Annotated in this window: 16 protein-coding genes; 7 read left to right on the top strand and 9 right to left on the bottom strand. The window is 66.3% G+C overall.

Annotated elements, in window-relative coordinates:
• Window positions 1-7: 7 nt before the first annotated feature.
• Together ACOGI8_RS06615 and ACOGI8_RS06610 are read right to left on the bottom strand one after the other, a co-directional pair.
• Entirely contained in the window at window positions 8-664 is a 657-nt protein-coding gene (locus ACOGI8_RS06615) for a GOLPH3/VPS74 family protein (RefSeq protein WP_419856083.1), read from the bottom strand.
• A 125-nt stretch (window positions 665-789) separates the two neighbouring features.
• Entirely contained in the window at window positions 790-1,527 is a 738-nt protein-coding gene (locus tag ACOGI8_RS06610; RefSeq protein WP_419856082.1) for a DUF192 domain-containing protein, read from the bottom strand.
• A gap of 82 nt (window positions 1,528-1,609) precedes the next feature.
• Between ACOGI8_RS06610 and ACOGI8_RS06605 the strand changes: the two genes are divergently transcribed.
• The 3 genes from ACOGI8_RS06605 to ACOGI8_RS06595 all read left to right on the top strand — a co-directional run bounded on the left by ACOGI8_RS06605 (window position 1,610) and on the right by ACOGI8_RS06595 (window position 6,593).
• The gene (locus ACOGI8_RS06605) at window positions 1,610-4,675 is read left to right on the top strand and encodes a cytochrome P450 (RefSeq protein ID WP_419856081.1); all 3,066 of its coding nucleotides are present in this window, start codon (window positions 1,610-1,612) and stop codon (window positions 4,673-4,675) included.
• A 90-nt stretch (window positions 4,676-4,765) separates the two neighbouring features.
• Window positions 4,766-5,632: an SDR family NAD(P)-dependent oxidoreductase gene (locus ACOGI8_RS06600; protein WP_419856080.1), complete on the top strand. Its 867-nt coding sequence runs from the start codon at window positions 4,766-4,768 to the stop codon at window positions 5,630-5,632.
• Window positions 5,633-5,642: 10 nt separating this feature from the next.
• Window positions 5,643-6,593 carry a D-isomer specific 2-hydroxyacid dehydrogenase family protein gene (locus tag ACOGI8_RS06595; RefSeq protein ID WP_419856079.1) on the top strand — a complete coding sequence of 317 codons (951 nt, stop codon included), beginning with the start codon at window positions 5,643-5,645 and terminating at the stop codon, window positions 6,591-6,593.
• Between the two features lie 48 nt (window positions 6,594-6,641).
• On the opposite strand, the gene pheT is transcribed toward ACOGI8_RS06595, so the two are convergent.
• From pheT to infC, 6 genes are all read right to left on the bottom strand, one after another.
• Window positions 6,642-9,095, bottom strand: coding sequence for a phenylalanine--tRNA ligase subunit beta (gene pheT / locus ACOGI8_RS06590; RefSeq protein ID WP_419856078.1), 2,454 nt, complete (start codon window positions 9,093-9,095; stop codon window positions 6,642-6,644).
• A gap of 37 nt (window positions 9,096-9,132) precedes the next feature.
• A complete protein-coding gene (pheS, locus tag ACOGI8_RS06585; RefSeq protein ID WP_419856374.1) occupies window positions 9,133-10,185 on the bottom strand; it encodes a phenylalanine--tRNA ligase subunit alpha in 1,053 nt (350 codons plus the stop codon).
• A gap of 106 nt (window positions 10,186-10,291) precedes the next feature.
• Window positions 10,292-11,068, bottom strand: a complete 777-nt coding sequence (locus ACOGI8_RS06580; RefSeq protein WP_419856077.1) for a TrmH family RNA methyltransferase — start codon at window positions 11,066-11,068, stop codon at window positions 10,292-10,294.
• A 44-nt stretch (window positions 11,069-11,112) separates the two neighbouring features.
• The gene (rplT, locus tag ACOGI8_RS06575; protein WP_419856076.1) at window positions 11,113-11,481 is read right to left on the bottom strand and encodes a 50S ribosomal protein L20; all 369 of its coding nucleotides are present in this window, start codon (window positions 11,479-11,481) and stop codon (window positions 11,113-11,115) included.
• Window positions 11,482-11,559: 78 nt separating this feature from the next.
• On the bottom strand, window positions 11,560-11,754 hold the full coding sequence (gene rpmI / locus ACOGI8_RS06570; protein ID WP_419856075.1) for a 50S ribosomal protein L35: 195 nt from the start codon (window positions 11,752-11,754) through the stop codon (window positions 11,560-11,562).
• A 152-nt stretch (window positions 11,755-11,906) separates the two neighbouring features.
• Complete coding sequence (infC, locus tag ACOGI8_RS06565; protein ID WP_419856074.1) at window positions 11,907-12,515, bottom strand: translation initiation factor IF-3; 609 nt, start codon at window positions 12,513-12,515, stop codon at window positions 11,907-11,909.
• Window positions 12,516-12,652: 137 nt separating this feature from the next.
• On the opposite strand from infC, the gene ACOGI8_RS06560 reads away from it, so the two are divergent.
• The 4 genes from ACOGI8_RS06560 (at window position 12,653) to ACOGI8_RS06545 (ending at window position 16,001) form a co-directional block, all read left to right on the top strand.
• The gene (locus ACOGI8_RS06560) at window positions 12,653-13,132 is read left to right on the top strand and encodes a hypothetical protein (protein ID WP_419856073.1); all 480 of its coding nucleotides are present in this window, start codon (window positions 12,653-12,655) and stop codon (window positions 13,130-13,132) included.
• A gap of 105 nt (window positions 13,133-13,237) precedes the next feature.
• Window positions 13,238-14,113 carry an ATP phosphoribosyltransferase gene (hisG, locus tag ACOGI8_RS06555; protein WP_419856072.1) on the top strand — a complete coding sequence of 292 codons (876 nt, stop codon included), beginning with the start codon at window positions 13,238-13,240 and terminating at the stop codon, window positions 14,111-14,113.
• Between the two features lie 139 nt (window positions 14,114-14,252).
• Window positions 14,253-15,182, top strand: a complete 930-nt coding sequence (locus tag ACOGI8_RS06550; RefSeq protein ID WP_419856071.1) for a tyrosine-type recombinase/integrase — start codon at window positions 14,253-14,255, stop codon at window positions 15,180-15,182.
• 12 nt (window positions 15,183-15,194) lie between these two features.
• Window positions 15,195-16,001: a class I SAM-dependent methyltransferase gene (locus tag ACOGI8_RS06545; RefSeq protein ID WP_419856070.1), complete on the top strand. Its 807-nt coding sequence runs from the start codon at window positions 15,195-15,197 to the stop codon at window positions 15,999-16,001.
• On the opposite strand, the gene ACOGI8_RS06540 is transcribed toward ACOGI8_RS06545, so the two are convergent.
• Window positions 15,962-16,750: a hypothetical protein gene (locus ACOGI8_RS06540; RefSeq protein WP_419856069.1), complete on the bottom strand. Its 789-nt coding sequence runs from the start codon at window positions 16,748-16,750 to the stop codon at window positions 15,962-15,964. The two genes, ACOGI8_RS06545 and ACOGI8_RS06540, sit on opposite strands and share 40 nt — an antisense overlap.
• Between the last annotated feature and the right edge of the window lie 55 nt (window positions 16,751-16,805).

Below are 16,805 nucleotides of genomic sequence, written 5' to 3'. Positions count from 1 at the left end.
GATCCGCTCAGAGCATGAAGCGGCTGACCGTGGAACTGGCCAGCCACATCTCGATGTCGCGGATGGCTTGCGTCATGGCTTGCCCGATCAGGTCCAGCTTGCGCACCTGCTCGATGCGGGGCGTGGCCTGCTCGAGCTCGGCCTTGGAGAGCAGTTCGCCGAAAATGCCGCACGCATCTACCAGCGCGATGATCACGATGTCACGCGGACTGGGGATCTCGTCGCTGAACAGCACGCCCATGATGCGCAGCTTCACTTCGCGCTCGGCCTTGCCGTCGACCATCGGGTAGCGGCGAGACCGGAATACCCACAGGTGGCGGTCGTCCTTGCGTTCAAGGATGCCCTTGTCGACGAGACGGGCGAATGCCTCTTCGCGGATGCCTTCGGCCCGCGAGGCCACGAACTCCACCCAGTAGCGCGAATCGCTCTCGGCCTGCTGAGCGGCGATCTGGGCCAGCGTGGGATCGAGCAGGCCGTCGCCGATCGGCGTGGAGTCGATCAGCATGAGCTTCTCGAGGTCGGTGTCGATCCGGTTCTCCATCGCCAGATCCATGAGCACTGAGCCGGCAATCACCCGGTCGAGCGTCCGCTCGGGCACATGGATCAGCTTGCCGTCGTCGTCTCGCAGCAGCAGGAGCAGAATTTCCTCGGCAAATCTCAGCATGGTCCTGGCTCAACTCCTGTTGTGACAGCGTCGCGGCGCCGCTTCGAGCGGCTGCGGCCCGAAGCGTAGTTGGCAGCGGTGCAATGCAGCTTCCTTGCTCTGCGCCGCCGGCACGCGCAGCGGCACTACTCGACGGTCACCTCGACGAATTCGGCGGCAGCGAGGCCGATGTCGAAGGCAATGCCGAGCGGGTGCTCAATCGCGATGCGGTACGGCCCGTCGGGGTGATAGCGCTCGCAGTCGCCCGAGGGCGTCGGCGGCAGGCACGGCACCATGTCGCTGGCCGAAACCACAGAACCGCTTGCGCCGACGAATGTGATTCGCAGCGGCAGCGGTGTGTCGCGCATCCAGAATGCACCCGAGGTGTCCCCTTCGAAGATGAACACCATTGCGGCATAGCCCCCGAGCGCTGCGAAGTCGGTCACGCCCATGAGCCCGCGCTGGCGGGATTGCGGGGTGTCCGCGATGATGACCGGCCATAGCTGCGTGCCTCCCGGACCGGTCACGCCCAGCAGGCCTTCGCCGAATCCCGCTGGCGGATCGGCCGAGGCGAGCACCTTTTGAGCGCCCGCAGCCGGATCGGGTTCAGTCGGCAAAACAAGCGTCTCGGGCGCGACGACGGCAGGGGCGCTGGTCTCAGTGCTCTGCTCAGCCGCTGGCTCGGCGGGCCCCGAGGCCGACACGGCGGGCTCGCCAGTCGGCTGGCCAGCCACTGTCGCGACCGTCGGCGCAGGCGACGCAGCGGTCACGGCGGGGCCGGTTGGAGCGATGAGACCGCCGCTGCGGGTGGATTCCTGCACCGAGCAACCCACCAAGACCACCGCAACGACGCTCAGCGCCATCAAGCGGCGGAATTGCTGCACGGCGTCAGTCTGTCGTGACGGCCGGCCAGCGCCGACGCAGTCCGCGGTGGAACGCGGCGGCGTGCGTGATGAGATAGGGGTTGTGAGCAGCACTGCGACAGCGCCCGGATCGCAGCGAGCATCGGCGCGCTCGGTCGACGACGAAGGAGCCGTTCCCTTCGCCGACTTCGCGATCGGCGAGTTTGCCGATCTGGTGGCAATGAGCCGGGAACTCAGCCGCACCGGCGACTGGGTCGTGCGCACTCCGTTCGGGTTGTTCGTCCATGGCTACGACGAGGCCCGAACGATCCTGCGCGATCCCGCGTGGATCTCGATGCTCGCGGGCGTCGCCATGCTCGACGGCACTGGGCTCGACGGCGGAGGATCCGACGGCATAGGGCGTGGCAGCGGCGGGGCGGACAGCGCGCGGCGCACGACGGTGAACTTCAACGCGCTGATGGCTCGCGCTCGCCGGGACGCGCCTGTGAGCACCGGCGGCGAGGCCATGCGCGCCCGGCCCAATGTGCTGTCGCTCGAAGGCGACGATCACCGCCGCCTGAGACGGCTCTTCGGTCGTGCCTTCACGCCTGCCGCTGCAGACCGGCTGCGACCCTTCATGGCCACGCACGCGACGAGACTGCTCGAACCGCTGTTGGCCGGCGGCGGGGGCGAGATCGTCTCGGAGCTGTGCGACCCCTATCCGGTGCCGGTCATCTGCCGCCTGCTGGGCGTGACCGACGACGACTGGGGCCGGTTCGGCCGATGGGCCGAGACCATCTTCGGGCTCTTCGACGGCGACGCCGAGGCCGTCGTGAGCAGGCTCGGCGACATCGCGACAGCCCAGGCCGAACTCGGCGCATACGTGGTCGACCTGATCGAGCGCCGGCGGGCCGAGCCGGCCGACGATCTGCTCACTGAGCTGATTGGCGTGTCTGACGAGGGCGACCGCCTGAGCGAAGACGAGCTCATCGGCATGGTCGAGGCATTGCTCATCGCTGGCACCGACACCACGCGCAACCAACTCGGTGCCACCTTGGCGGTGCTGACCGACCGGCCGGAGCAGTACGCAGCGCTGCGTGCCGATCCGGATCGGATCCCGGCCTACGTGGAGGAATCGCTGCGCTACATCGGGGCTGTGCGCACGGCGATGCGGATCGCCACCACCGATGTCGTCGTGAACGATCTGCTGTTCCCCGCGGGCACCGTCGTGATGATCGGCCTGCACGCCGCCAGCCTCAGCGGCGGTTGTCCGGCTCATGCGGCAACCGATGCCGCGGCGTCGTCGCGCAACGGTGAGGAAGTCGCACACGAAGGTCACCCAGACGGACACGGCTTCGACCCGTATGACTTCGATGCGACGCTCCCGCGAGAGCATCCGCATCTCGCATTCGGCAGCGGCGCACACCACTGCTTGGGAGCATTCCTGGCGCGGGCGGAGTTGCAGGAAGCGCTGCGCATCTTCGTCGAGCATGTCGAGAGCTTCGAGCTCAGCGAGCCCGTGCAGTGGAAGCCGCTCTCGTTGGGCATCTGGGGACCGTCTCGCATGCACCTGCGATTGAATGCGCCACCGCTGGCCGAACGCGTTCCGGCCGGGACGCTGCCGCCCGCCGATGCCCGGACAGATCTCGGAACATCCGCTGAGCGCGACCGCTATCTCGCATCGATTGCCCCGATTCGCCGGGCGATCCACGACAGCGTGCCCGAACTGATCGCGCGCCCGAAGTTCCCGCCTGTATTTCGCCTCGCAGTCACGGCGGCTCGTATCGGCTGGGCCGTCTACGCCGGACGACTGCTGGACCGGCGACTCGATTCCGACGAGCGACGGGAGCGGATCTACCGGCGGCTGCGGCTGGCGGCCACCAAGCTCGGCCCTGCGTACATCAAGCTGGCACAGCTGATCGCGGCCGGCGAGGGGGTCTTCCCCGATGCACTGGTGGCCGAGTGCCGCCTGTGCCGCGACCAAGTACCTGCCGAGCCATGGACCGCGATCCGCGACGTCGTCGGAGCGGAGCTCGGCGATATCGATTCGCGGTTCTCCGAATTCGACACCGAGGCGACGGCTGCCGCATCGATAGCGCAGGTGCACGCGGCGCGGCTGCCGGAAGGCACACCAGTCATGGTGAAGGTGCAGCGGCCTGGTATCCGACGGCGCGTCGAGCGCGACCTGGCAGTACTGGCGTGGATCGCGCCCAAGCTGGTGGGCCGCATCCCGATCGCTGCACTGGCCAACCCGCCGGCGCTCGTGGAGCTGTTCGCAGAGACCATCACCGAAGAGCTCGATTTCCGAGTCGAGGTGGCAAACCTCTTCGAAGTCGACAGGGCGCTGCGAGCCACCACCAGCGGCCGCTGGCAGGTGCCCGAGCCGGTGCTCGACGGTGTGACCGAGCGAGTGATCGTGATGAGCCCGGTAGCAGGCCGGCCGCTGAGCGAGTTGCGTTCGGATGACCTGGCCGACGGCGAAGCTGCTGCCATCTTCCGCCAGATGAACGATGCCCTGCTGCACGGTGCGTGCATGACCGGCGTTTTCCACGGCGACTTTCACGCCGGCAACGTGTTCATCGACACCGAAGGCACGCCGCCGGGCCAGCCGCCGGTGATCGGGCTGGTCGACTTCGGCATCACAGGCCGGCTCGAAGGACCCAAGCGGGTTGCATTCCTGCGCTATGTGGTCGGACTGCTGACGGGCGACCTGCAGTCGCAGATCGCCGGCATGATCGATCTGGGTGCCTTTGGACCTGGCAGCAACCCCGAGCGAGTCATCGAAGATCTGCGCCTCGACCGACCCGGTTTCGACCCCCTCGAGCTCACCGAGGACGAGTTCACCGCCGAGTTCCGGGCCCTCATCTCGGGACTGCTGGCGAACGGTGCGCGCATTCCCAAGGAACTGATGCTGTTCATCAAGAATTTCGCCTACCTGTGCTCGGTGACCGGCGAACTCGAGCCCGAGATGGAGGTGCTGGCCCAATTCGAGCGCATCGCGTCGTCGTTCTTTGCCCGCAACGGGGTCCGGATGGCCACCGAGATCGGATTCTCCCCGGCACCTGATGATGTCGACGAACGCATCATCCGCCAGGCCATGGGCATCTCGCCGAAGCATGAGCGGGTCACGTGGCGGCTCATCCGCGGGCGGCGCGAGAACCTGAAGGCCCGGGTCAGCAAACCGGGTTGATCAACAGCTTCAACCGACTCGAGCCGCACCTGTGGGGCATGATCTTGCACGGTCAGCGTTGCTGATCACTCGAGTGCACGCGGAGGGGCTATGACATCAGGAAGCACAGCACCGCATGGAGCGGCGTCAAGCGACACAGCGGGTCGGATGGCGGGCAAGGTGGCGGTGATCACCGGCGGGGCGTCGGGCATCGGGCGAGCCTGCGGGCTGCGCTTTGCGTCCGAGGGGGCGTCGATCGTGGTGGCCGATCTGAACCCCGACCGGGCGGCAAACGTCGTCGAGGAGATCAACGCGCTCGGCCGCGATGCCATCGCCGTGCGGGTGGACACTTCGCAGCAGGAGCAGAACGACGCGATGGCTGATGCGGCCGTCGATGCATTCGGACGCATCGACGCGTGCGTGGCAGCAGCAGGGATCTCTCACTCGGGCTATGTGAGCCGCGAGATCGAAGACCAGGCTGGACATGACCGCTTCGATCGCGGCGACATGTTCTTCATCGACAAGTCACTGGAATCATGGCAGCGCGTGCTCGATGTGAACCTGACCGGCGTGATGCTCACGAACCAGGCCGTGGCTCGCAAGATGCGCGACAACGGCGGGGGCGCCATCGTCAACATCTCGTCGATTGCCGGCACCAATGTGCTCAAGGGCAGTTCGGACTACTGCGTGTCAAAGGCTGGCGTCTGGATGCTCACTCGCTGCGCTGCCCTCGAGCTCAGTCGGTACAACATCCGCGTCAACGCCGTGGGTCCCGGATACATCCAGACATCCATGAGCGGCGCTGTGCTGGGCAACGAGCGGTGGGTGCAGGCGCGCGAGCGCGAGACGCCGCTCGGGCGGCTCGGCGAACCCGATGACATCGCCAACGCCTGCCTGTACCTGTGCAGCGACGACGCCAGCTTCGTGACCGGCGAGATCATCTTCCCCGACGGCGGCGTCATGGCCGCCGGCCGCTGAGCGCTCGCCGATGAGCGTGCTGGTAGCCGTCGAGCCCGACTGCTGGAGGCGCCCCGTGCTGGCCGAAGCGGTGGTGCGGGGCGGGGGCACGGTCAGCACACCGGACGGCGCATCGGCGCTCGTGTGGGCCGAGCCCACCCAGGCCCACCTGATCGGGGAACTGGTCGATGCCAATCCCGCCATTGAGTGGGTGCAGCTGCCCTACGCGGGCATCGAACCGGTCGTCGACATCGTGACCGCCCGGCCTGCCGTCGAGTGGTATTGCGGCAAGGGCGTGTACGCGGAGCCCGTCGCCGAGCACGCGCTGATGCTGGCACTGGCCGGCATACGGGGCATGGCCACCTACGCCCGCGCGACAGATTGGACAGCCCCCGAGGGCCGCAACCTGCTCGGCGCGTCGGTGACCGTGCTGGGCGGCGGCGGCATCACCGACTCGCTGCTGCGCCTGCTCGCACCGTTCGGCTGCGAGGTGACCGTGGTACGCAACCGCCCCATGCTCTCAGCGCCGCACGGAGCGGCGTCAAGCGACACAGCGGGAGCCGCACGCGTCGTCGGACCGGATGAGTTGACACAGGTACTGCCGGGAACCGATGTGCTGTTCCTCGCACTGGCGCTGACGCCCGACACTGCAGGCATCATCGGCGCGGCCGAGCTGGCGGCGCTGCCCGATCACGCCTGGATCGTGAACGTGGCCCGCGGCGGGCACATTGTCACGGAAGATCTCGTCGAAGCGCTGCGGGCCGGCCAGATCGGAGGCGCCGCTCTGGATGTCACCGACCCCGAACCACTCCCTGACGGCCACCCGCTGTGGAGCCTGCCGAACTGCCTCATCACGCCCCATATCGGCAACACGCCCGAGATGGGCCTCGTGCTGCTGGCCGAGCGGGTCACCGCCAACGTGGCACTGCGGGCTGCGGGCGAGCCACTGATCGGCCCCGTGTACCTCGACCTGGGCTATTGAGGCCGATCCGTCAACACTCGACGGGAGCGATCCGGTGCATTCGATGCCTCAGCGCAGCACTGCGCTGTGGGCGTGCTCCACGGCGTCGATGCAGCGCTGGCGGATGTCGGCTACCTGCTCGTCGGTGAGCGTGCGATCGTCGGCCTGCAGCCGCAGGCGATAGGCCAGCGAGCGCGTGCCTGGGTCCATCTGATCGCCTCGGTAGATGTCGAAGAGGTCGACCGAGCGCAGTTCGTCGCCGCCTGAAGCGAGCAGCGTGCTGCGCACCTGTGAGGCTTGGACGCCGTCCGGTACGGCGAATGCCAAATCGATGTCGCTGGACGGGTAGGTGGAGACCAGTCGGTAGGGCCGCTCGGCGGCGGCGGATGCCGCCGCGAGCAGGGGCTCCACGTTCACCTGGAGCCAGGCGCAGCGTTGCAAGAAACCGTGGCGTTCGCAGACCACCGGGTCGACCTCGCCTACAACGCCGACAGCCTGCCCGTCCAGCAACACCTGAGCGGCGCGCACAGGGTGCATGCCGTCAAGGTCGTTCGCGTTCGTGAGCGAGAGGCGGAGACCGAATGCCGTCGCGATGAGCTCGGTCAGATGCACTGCGTCGGCCGCTTCGCCGTCCGCCCAGATGGCGCCGAGGTGTTCTGTCTCGGTGGGCAGCACCGCTGCGGCAGACGTGTCTGCAGCGGCTGTGTCGGCGTCTCCCGCCGGCGGGGGGCCGAACACCACACCGATCTCGAACAGCGACACGGAGTCGTTGCGATGGGAGGAGTTGTACGCAGCTGCGGCAATCAGGCCCGGGAGCAGCGACGGTCGAAGGACGGATTCCTCGGTCGCGAGCGGGTTCAGGAGTCGTACTGGATCTGCGCCGTCGATCCCGGCCCGGCGCACGGCATCGGGAGCCAGGAACGGGTTAGGCATGGCTTCGGACAGGCCCGCCCCCACCAGCACACGCCGCAGGTCGCGACGCAATCGTTGGGCCGGCGTCAGTCGACCCGGCTCGGGTGAACGCGGGACGGTGCGGCCCAGTCGCTGGTACCCATAGTGGCGGGCAACCTCCTCGGCTACGTCAGTCTCAGTGACCACGTCCGGTCGGAAACTGGGAATGGTCACTTCCAGCGCCCCGTCATCGGGCTCAGCGCCGCGTGGAGCGGCGTCATCAGACTCAGTGCACTGCAGACCGATGGGATCGAGCAGGCCACGCAGCTCATCGGAGCTGAATCGCCGCCCCAGCAGGTGGCTCATGCGGGCCGGGCGCACACGGACGCGGGTGGTCGGGGGCAGATCGCCGCGGCCGTCAAGCCGGCCGCTGCACACCGACACGCCGCCGGGGGTCACCCGGTCCAGCAGTTCGCAGAACCGGTCCAATGCGATCGGTACGAGCTCATGGTCGGTGCCGCGCTCGAAGCGCATCGAGGCTTCTGAACGCAGGCCAAGCCGCTGGGAGGTGCGGCTGATGGACAGGCGATCCCACCATGCGAGCTCGAGCAGCACCGCCGTGGTGCTGTCGCCGATCTCGGTGTTCTCGCCGCCCATCACACCCGAGATGCCGATGGGCCGGTCGTCGCGGTCGACGATCAGGCCATCGCCCCGGAGCATCTCGCGTTCGCTGCCGTCGAGCGTGACGAGACGCTCTCCACCCGCCGAGCGCCTCGTCCCCAGGTGACCGCCGGGCACAAGCGCCAGGTCGTACGTGTGGTTCGGCGTGCCCAGCTCCAGCATCACGTAGTTCGAGACGTCCACCACGGAGTTGATCGGACGCATCCCGCACAGCGTCAGCCGGGCCTGCATCCACAGCGGCGACTGGCCGATCGACACGTCCCGGATGACGCGCACACCGAACCGACCGCAAAGATCAGCGTCGATGATCTCCACCGATGCCACTGTCGAGACGTCCTCGCCGGTCTCGCTGACGACCGGCACAGGAATCCGGAAGGGCACGTCGAGCCGCGCGGCCAGGTCACGGGCCACGCCGGCCACCGACATTGCGTCAGGACGGTTCGGGTTCACCTCCAGGTCGTACAGCACGTCACCGGCGAGGCCGAGCTGCGACATGAGCGGAGCGCCGAGTTCAAATTCGCTAGGCAGGATCATGATGCCCTCGGCATCGGCTCCCAGCTCAAGTTCCGCGGCGGAGCAGCACATGCCCTGAGAGAGCTGACCGCGCATGCGGCGCTCACCGATGACGAGGCCGCCCGGCATGGTCGTGCCGACGGTGGCGAACGGCACCAAGTCGCCGACCGACATGTTGAACGCGCCGCAGCACACCTGCAGCGCGCCGCCCGTTCCCTCACCCGCGGCACCGGGCAACTCGATGTCCACCAGCTGGATGCGGTCGGCCTCCGGGTGAGGCCGCAAGCCGGCCACGCGGGCAACGACGACACCGTCGAGCGACGGCAGCATGCGCATCTCCTCGACAGCCATGCCGAGGTCGCTCAAGTGATCGGCCAGCTCAGCGGGGTCGCCCTCGATGGGCGCGAACTCGCGCAGCCAGCTCAGCAGCACCTTCATCGGGGCTGTCCCCCTCGCCCAAGCAGGTCTGCGGGCATCAGAACTGGCTGAGGAAGCGGATGTCGTTGGTGTACATGTCGCGCAGGTCGTCGATGCCGTGGCGCATCAACGCGAGACGGTCGATGCCGAAGCCGAAGGCAAAGCCCGTCCATTCCTCGAAATCGATGCCGCAGTTCGCGAGCACATTGGGATGCACCATGCCGCAACCGCCCAGCTCGATCCAGCCCGTGCGCTGGCAGGTCTGGCAGCCGGCGCCCTCGCAGATCACGCAGGTGATGTCGAACTCCGCGGACGGCTCGGTGAACGGGAAGTACGAAGGGCGCAGCCGCGACGAGATCGCCTTGCCGAAATAGGCCGAGGTGAACTCTTCGAGCGTGCCCGCAAGGTCAGCGAACGCGATGCCTCGATCCACCACGAGACCCTCGATCTGGTGGAAGACCGGCATATGGCTGGCATCCGCGGTGTCGCGCCGGAACACGCGCCCTGGGCAGATCGTGTAGATCGGCGGCGGCTGCACTTCCATCACCCGGATCTGCACTGGCGAGGTGTGCGTGCGCAGCACCACGTTGGACGCTTCGCCGCCCTCGCCGTCGCCGAGCTCGGTGCGCTCGCCGAGGTCCAGGTAGAGCGTGTCCCACATGGAACGCGCAGGGTGCGCCGCAGGCAGGTTGAGCGCCTCGAAGTTGTACCAGTCGGTCTCGGCTTGGGGGCCTTCGGAAACCGTGAAGCCCATGCCGACGAACACGTCCTCGAGGCGTTCGGTGGTCTGGGTGACCAGGTGCAGGTGGCCGCGCTCAGGCCCCGGCGGCGTCTCGGTGAGGTCGAGCCACTCGCGCTGCAACTGCTCACGGCGTGCCGAGGCGGCCAGCTCATCGGCGGCCTCCGCGTGCGCCGCTCGCAGGTCCTGCTGCGCTTCGTTGAGCGCTCGCCCGACCGCGGCTCGCTGTTCCGGCGGCAGCGAACCCAAGCCTTGCTTGATCTGCCCGAGCGCAGCTTTGCGCCCGAACAGCGTTGATTCGACTTGTGCCAGCTCGTCGCTGGTTTCTGCGGCAGCGACCGCGGCCAATCCCTGGCCGCGCGCAGCGTCGATGCTGGCGAGCAGCGCTTCGGACGATACGTCGGCGGGGGTGCTGGCGGGGGTGTCGGTGGCCGGGCCGTTCACGGCAGGCAGGGTACGACGCAACCGGGCCGAATGGTCAGGAATTACCGGCCGCTTCTCTCATCGTGTACATCAGCACGGCAGCGGCCACGGCAACGTTGAGCGAGTCAACCGGGCGTTGCATGGGAATGGAGACAGCCACGTCGGTGCCGCCGACCGCCTCAGCCGACGGCCCATGTGCCTCGTTGCCCACCACGAGCGTCATCCGTTCAGCGCTCGGCAGCCGGTCCACACCGACGTCGCCGTCGGGCGTCGCTCGCACGCGCACGTGGCCGGCATCGGACAGCGCGCTGAGCACCTCGGCGGTCGAGTGCCCGCGGCACACCAGCGGCCCAAACGTGAGCCCCGCTGCACCGCGCAGCGCTTTCGGGCTCCACAGATCGGTCGAACCGTGCGTGGTGATGACCGCGCCGAACCCGGCAGCGACAGCGCTTCGCACGACGGCGCCAGCGTTGCCAGGGTCACGGACTGCTTCGAGCACAACTACCCGCTCTGCAGTCGCCGCCTCATCGAGAGGTGCGTCGGCGAAGCGCGCTATGGCAAGCACACCTTGGGGATTCATGGCATCGGCGAGCGGGTCGAGCACGTCTGCGGGCACCGAATGGATCGCTCCGATCCGCTGCCGGTAACCGGCGCCCAAGCGCAGGGCATCGGGATGATCATCGGGCGCACCTTCCGGCGCGTAGCGGCCGACGAACTCCGGGCGGACGAACACAGCTTCGAGCGTTGCCCCGCTGGCCAGCGCTCCGTCCACCGCCCGAGGCCCTTCCACGACAGCCAGGCCAGAGGCATCCCGCTGGCGCCGGTCGCGCACCAGCCGCGACAGCCGCGCCAGCGCTGCTTTTGAGGGCGGTGCGCTCAGGCTGCTGCTTCAGTCAGGGCGGCCTCGGCGCGCTCAGCGATCGCAGCGAATGCTGCGGGATCGCTCACGGCGAGATCTGCCAGGTTCTTGCGGTCGACGGCGACGCCCGCAACATCCAGCCCATGGATGAGGCGGCTGTAGGTGGTGCCGTTCTGGCGGGCAGCAGCGTTGATGCGCTGGATCCAGAGGCGCCGGAACTCGCCCTTGCGGGCCCTGCGGTCGCGGAACGCGTATTGCCCGCTGTGCATGACCTGCTCATTGGCGGCCCGAAATGACCTGCTCTTGTTGCCGTAGTAGCCCTTCGCCTTGCCGAGCGTCGCCTTGCGACGGGTGCGGCTGGCTACGGATCGCTTGACTCGTGCCACGTTGATCTGTCCTTGCTTGTCTGCGGATCGTGTGTCCGCGGATGATTCGTCTGCGAATCGGGTCTGCGAAGCTTCTGCTCAGCGGCCGAGCATCCGGTTGACCCGCTTGGCGTCTGCCGCCGACACTTCGCCTTCGAGTGCCAAGCGTCGCTTGCGCGCCGACGACTTCTTCTCCAACAGGTGATTCCGCATGCGCTTGCGGCGCACGAGCTTGCCCGAGCCGGTGGTCTTGAAGCGCTTCTTGGCACCGCTGTGGGATTTCATCTTGGGCATGGTGTTGCTGCCTTGCTAGTGGTGACTCGATCTGTGTGGCCCGACACATCTGAAATTGCCGGGTTGTCGGTGTGGTCTCGGGCGGCACGGCAGACGCAGCCCCTCGGGCCGCACGCGACGCCCGAATTGCCGCGTCCCCGTATTGCCGTGCGTTAGTCGTTGGGCGGATCTGCGGCTTTGCGACGCTGGCGTGAAACGCGGTCGGGGCTCAGCAACATGGTCATGTTGCGCCCGTCGAGGCGGGGAAACTGGTCGACCTTGCCGACATCGGCAACCGCCTCGGCAACCCGTTCGAGGATCTGGCCGCCGAGTTCGGGATGGAAGACCTCACGTCCCCGGAACATGACGGTGACCTTGACCTTGTGGCCGTCCTCGAGGAACTTGCAGACCTTGGCCGTCTTGGTGCCGAAGTCGCCGGTGCCGATCTTGGGCCGGTACTTCATCTCCTTCAGCCCGGCATGAGTCGCCTTGCGTCGCGATTCCTTCGCCCGCTGGGCCGCCTCGTACTTGTACTTGCCGTAATCCATGATCCGGCAGACCGGCGGGGCGGCGTTGGGCGCCACCTCGACGAGGTCCAAGTCCATGTTGCGGGCGATTTGCAGCGCTTCGGGAACCGACTTGATGCCGATCTGCTCGCCGTCGGGTGCGACCAAGCGGACCTCGCGGACCCTGATGTCCTCGTTGATCCGGGCGTCACCGTCACTTGCGCGTGCTATGGCCGTACTCGCTTGTCCAAAGGACGCTCCTCGTCCACGCGGCATCCTGTGCGAGCCCGGTACCAGAACGCGCCCTCGGGCGGTCCGGTGGGGGTCAGACCCCGCTTGTTCCTGTTGTAGGGGCCGTAGGGTAACAGCGCTGGGGAGAGCCAGCACAGCCGCACGAGCGGGGAAGTTTGCCGATGAGCACGTTGTGGACACCCGAGGGTGAGCACCGGGTACCTCGCGAGAGCGCCGAGGAGCCAATGAGCGCGCCCACTTCCCCGGCCGACGACGAAGGAGAGGGCGGAGCCTTTGCCGGCGAACTCGACATCGACCCCGAGACCGGGCTCCCGATCGATCCGCGCACTGGCGAGCCGTTCGATCCTGAAGAGCTGGCCGCGATGCAGGAGCAGCTGCGCGAGGCCCAGGAACAGCTCGTCTCGGTACCCGCGGCCGAGATCGTGCAGAACCACATGATGGGGCTGTTCGAGCTGGCGGCATTGCATCTGCGGCGTGACCCTCCTGATCTTGCCGAGGCACGGCTCCCAATCGACGCGCTGGGCCTGCTGGTGGACAACCTCGCCGACCAGCTGCCGGCCGGCGACACGCTGCAAGGCGCGCTGCAGCAGATCCGCCTCGCCTACGTCGAGATCCACAAGCGCCAGACCACAGCCGAATAGACGCGGCGCTTGGGGCACCGCGGCCTCGGGGCTCGGGCGGGTTGCCATCAGGCGCGAGAAAAATCAGCAGGGCGCAGTGAACCGCCGCGGGTACCGTTACCGCCCGTGCTCAAGCTCGTGCTCCCCAAAGGCTCGCTGGAGGCGGCGACCCTGCAGCTGTTTGAAGATGCGGACCTGCCGGTGCGGCGGGGCTCGACGGTGGACTACCGCGCCAGCATCGACGACCCGCGCATCGACGACGTGCGCATCCTGCGACCCCAGGAGATCCCGTCCTATGTCGCTGACGGGCTGTTCGACTTGGGCATCGCCGGGCGCGACTGGATCGAGGAAACAAACAGCGACGTGGTTTCGCTCGGCGAGCTGCGTTACTCGAAGGCCACTTCACGGCCGGTGCGCATCGTGGTGGCGGTGCCCGACGACAGCAAGTTTCAGGCGCTCACCGACCTGCCAGACGGGGTACGGGTGTCGAGCGAGTATCCCGAGTTGACCCGACGGTTCTTCGCTGAACGTGGTGTGGATGCGGACGTACGACTGAGCTATGGCGCTACCGAAGCAAAGGCTCCCGAGATCGTCGACGCCGTGGTCGACCTCACCGAGACCGGCCGGGCCCTGCACGCTGCGGGCCTGCGGATCATCGACGAGATCCTCACGAGTTACACCGAGATCTTCACCAACCAGGCTGCCTACGCCGACCCGGACAAGCGGCGAGCGATGACGCAGATCAAGACGCTGCTCGACGGTGTGCTGGATGCGCGCGGCAAGGTGCTGGTGAAACTGAACGTCGGCCGTGAGCACCTCGACGCTGTGGTGGATGTGCTGCCGTCGATGAAGGCCCCGACCGTGAACGAGCTGTGGGGCGGCGAGGCCTACGCGGTCGAGACGGTGGCCCCGAAGCAGACGATCAACGTGCTCATCCCCGAACTGATCGAACGCGGCGCAACCGACATCGTCGAGATGCCGATCTCCAAAATCGTCCCCTGAGCACGCTCCCTGCTCCCGCGGGGCGGCCTCAAGATGCGAGCTTGTCCAGCTTGCAGGCGGAAGAGCGCCCGACAGTCCCGCGTTTGATCTGGCCTCGCGTCGCTGCTGGAGTCCTGCGCCCGTTGACAGGAGGTACTCCATGCGGTTGCAAGATGCGATTCCCGGCTTCGCCGAGACGCTGCGCTCAGGCGACGACCTGTCGCCCCACAGCGTCCGGGCGTACGTGGCTGACGTGCGCGCCCTCGACCGATTTCTGGGTCCCGGCGCGTCGGCAACCGACCTCAACCCGGACGCGCTCAACCGCTTCGCGCAACACCTGCTGACATGCGGCATCAAGCGCAGCTCGGCTCGGCGACGCATCGCCGGGGTGCGCAAGCTGTGTTCATGGCTGGCCGCTGAAGGATGGCTCGGCACCAACCCGGCCGACGGCTGCAAGATCAAGCCCGCCCGAGAACGCACGCTGCCCAAGGCACTGTCACGACACGACACGTCCGTGCTGCTGAATCATCTCGAGGCCCAGAGCATGCGCTCCCGCCGACGGGCCGACGGTTGGCGCAGCCCCGCCGCCACCACTTATCTCGCAGCGGCGCTGATGGTGGCTACCGGCATGCGAGGAGGCGAACTCGTCTCGCTCACCATCGGCAGCGTCGATCCCGCGCTGGGATCGATCCGCGTGCTCGGCAAGGGGCGCCGCGAACGTGTGGTCTACCTGCCTCCGGGCCGCGTCCAGGCAAGTCTCGACAGCTATCTAACCGAGCGCGGTGCCCGCATCTGCGAACCGCTACTGGTCGACCGGGCCGGCCGCAGACTCACCACTGCCGCGCTGCGCGACCGAATCAGCCGCGCAGCCCGCAACGCAGGAATCGAGCGAACAGTCTCACCCCACATGCTGCGCCACACCTGCGCCACCCACCTGCTCGACGCCGGAGTTGACATACGCCTCGTCCAACGCCTCCTCGGCCACGCCAGCATCGCCACCACCGAGGTCTACACCCACGTCTCGGACGTATCCCTCCAACGTGCCGTCTGTCGAGCAGATGTCGTCGGAAGCATCCAAATGCCGCGATAACTGAGGATTATCGTGGCTTCCGATCGTGCATGGCGGAACAGCACGGGGCGACCCCTGAGCGATCCTCACTGGCTCAAGGTGCATCATCTCGCCAAGGAGCAAGAACGGGCAGCATTCGCGCGGCGACTGGCCGCATATCGCCCCAAGCGTGTTGTCGACCTCGGTTGCGGCGCCGGAGATTGGCTGTCGAGCCTCAACAAAGTGCTGCCTGAAGACTGTGAATTAGTCGGTGTGGACTCTGATAAAGACTCGCTGGCAAGGGTCCACGAGAGGTCGCTGAAATGGAATCGACAGACGCGCACAGTTCACTGTGACTTCGTGGCCCAGCTCGATTGCATTCCAGACGCAGACCTGATTCTCTTGTTCAACATGGCATCGTTTGTCGCCGGCCCGTTGGAGTTGTTGAGTAGTATCCGGCACCAAAGTCCGTCAGCCTTGCTGGCGATCCGGCAATACGATGGAGCGACCATAAGGTACGGGCCCATGGCGGAATCACAACGCTCTTCTCTGGAGAATGCCCTTCGGGCCTCACTAATGGCAAGCGGACAGTTCGATCATTACTCCATGGACCGTACGTTACGAGCCATCCACGAGAGTCCCTTTGCCAACAAGAGCGTCGAATTCGAACTGTATTGGCGGCTGGCCCCATTTTCGGATGCCGAGGCCGAGTACTACGAATTGAGTCTCGACTGGTTGCACGACCACATTTCAGAGGATCTACAGCGCGAACTCACCCTCTGGCGGCAGCGTGAGGCTGCTATCTCAGGGAACTCGCCTGCCTATATGTGCGAAGTTGAACTTGTCGCGCTGATGTCGTGATCTGGGCTCGCTTTGCGCCATAACAGCTCGAAGTGCATCGAAAACAGTTTGACAATAACTTCGTCACGAGAGAGCAATACCTTGGGGTCTTGACCAATGTCACGATAGTCCCAGTTAAACAGCAACTCAACATCACCGTTCTCGAAAGTCAGGATACTGAAGTTCATTTGAGGCAGATCGGACTTGATCACCCGATACCGATACTTGTGGCCGTGTCGCTTTCCCGCCTGCGCATCAGCAGTGGTCAGTATTCTGCGAAGGCGCTTCGCTGTGTCTGGGTCGCCGATATCGCGCCAGCGGAGTCCGCGCGCCGTAGCCGGCGCAATAGCAGATTCGAAGTCGGCGTATTGCGGCGAGTCATAGAGCCTGTCGTCGGCCGTCTCGCCCTCGCCCTCGTAATTGAGCATCGTGCCACGAACTTCCGACAGGCTCGGCAATCGGCTAGTTATGTACTCAAGAGCTTGCGTTGCGCTTCCGACACGCGTTACATGCAGGTAGTTCTTGATCGCCTCACTCAAGCGATCGGAGAGTCCCGTTGCAGCAGCTAGTTGAACTCTACTTGAAATCGTATGTCCAACTAGAAGGACGAAAATGGCAGTCAATGATGTCAGTACAACGCTATACAGCTTGTCCTCGGCGATACCGAAGAAATCGGTGAGGAGTCCCACCATCAGCAACGCTAGCGATGAGAACTCCGGAATGAACGGGAACTTATAGAGCCGACGTATGCCGCCGATTGCAAGATCCATCTGATAATCCTCAGTTATCGCGGTGTTGAGTTGCCATGAATCTGCACGCTATCGC

The sequence above is a fragment of the Candidatus Poriferisodalis sp. genome (assembly GCF_965204195.1).
GTDB lineage: Bacteria > Actinomycetota > Acidimicrobiia > Acidimicrobiales > Poriferisodalaceae > Poriferisodalis.
The sequence above is the reverse complement of the archived record's forward strand: the minus strand, read 5'-3'. Positions and strand labels throughout refer to the sequence as shown.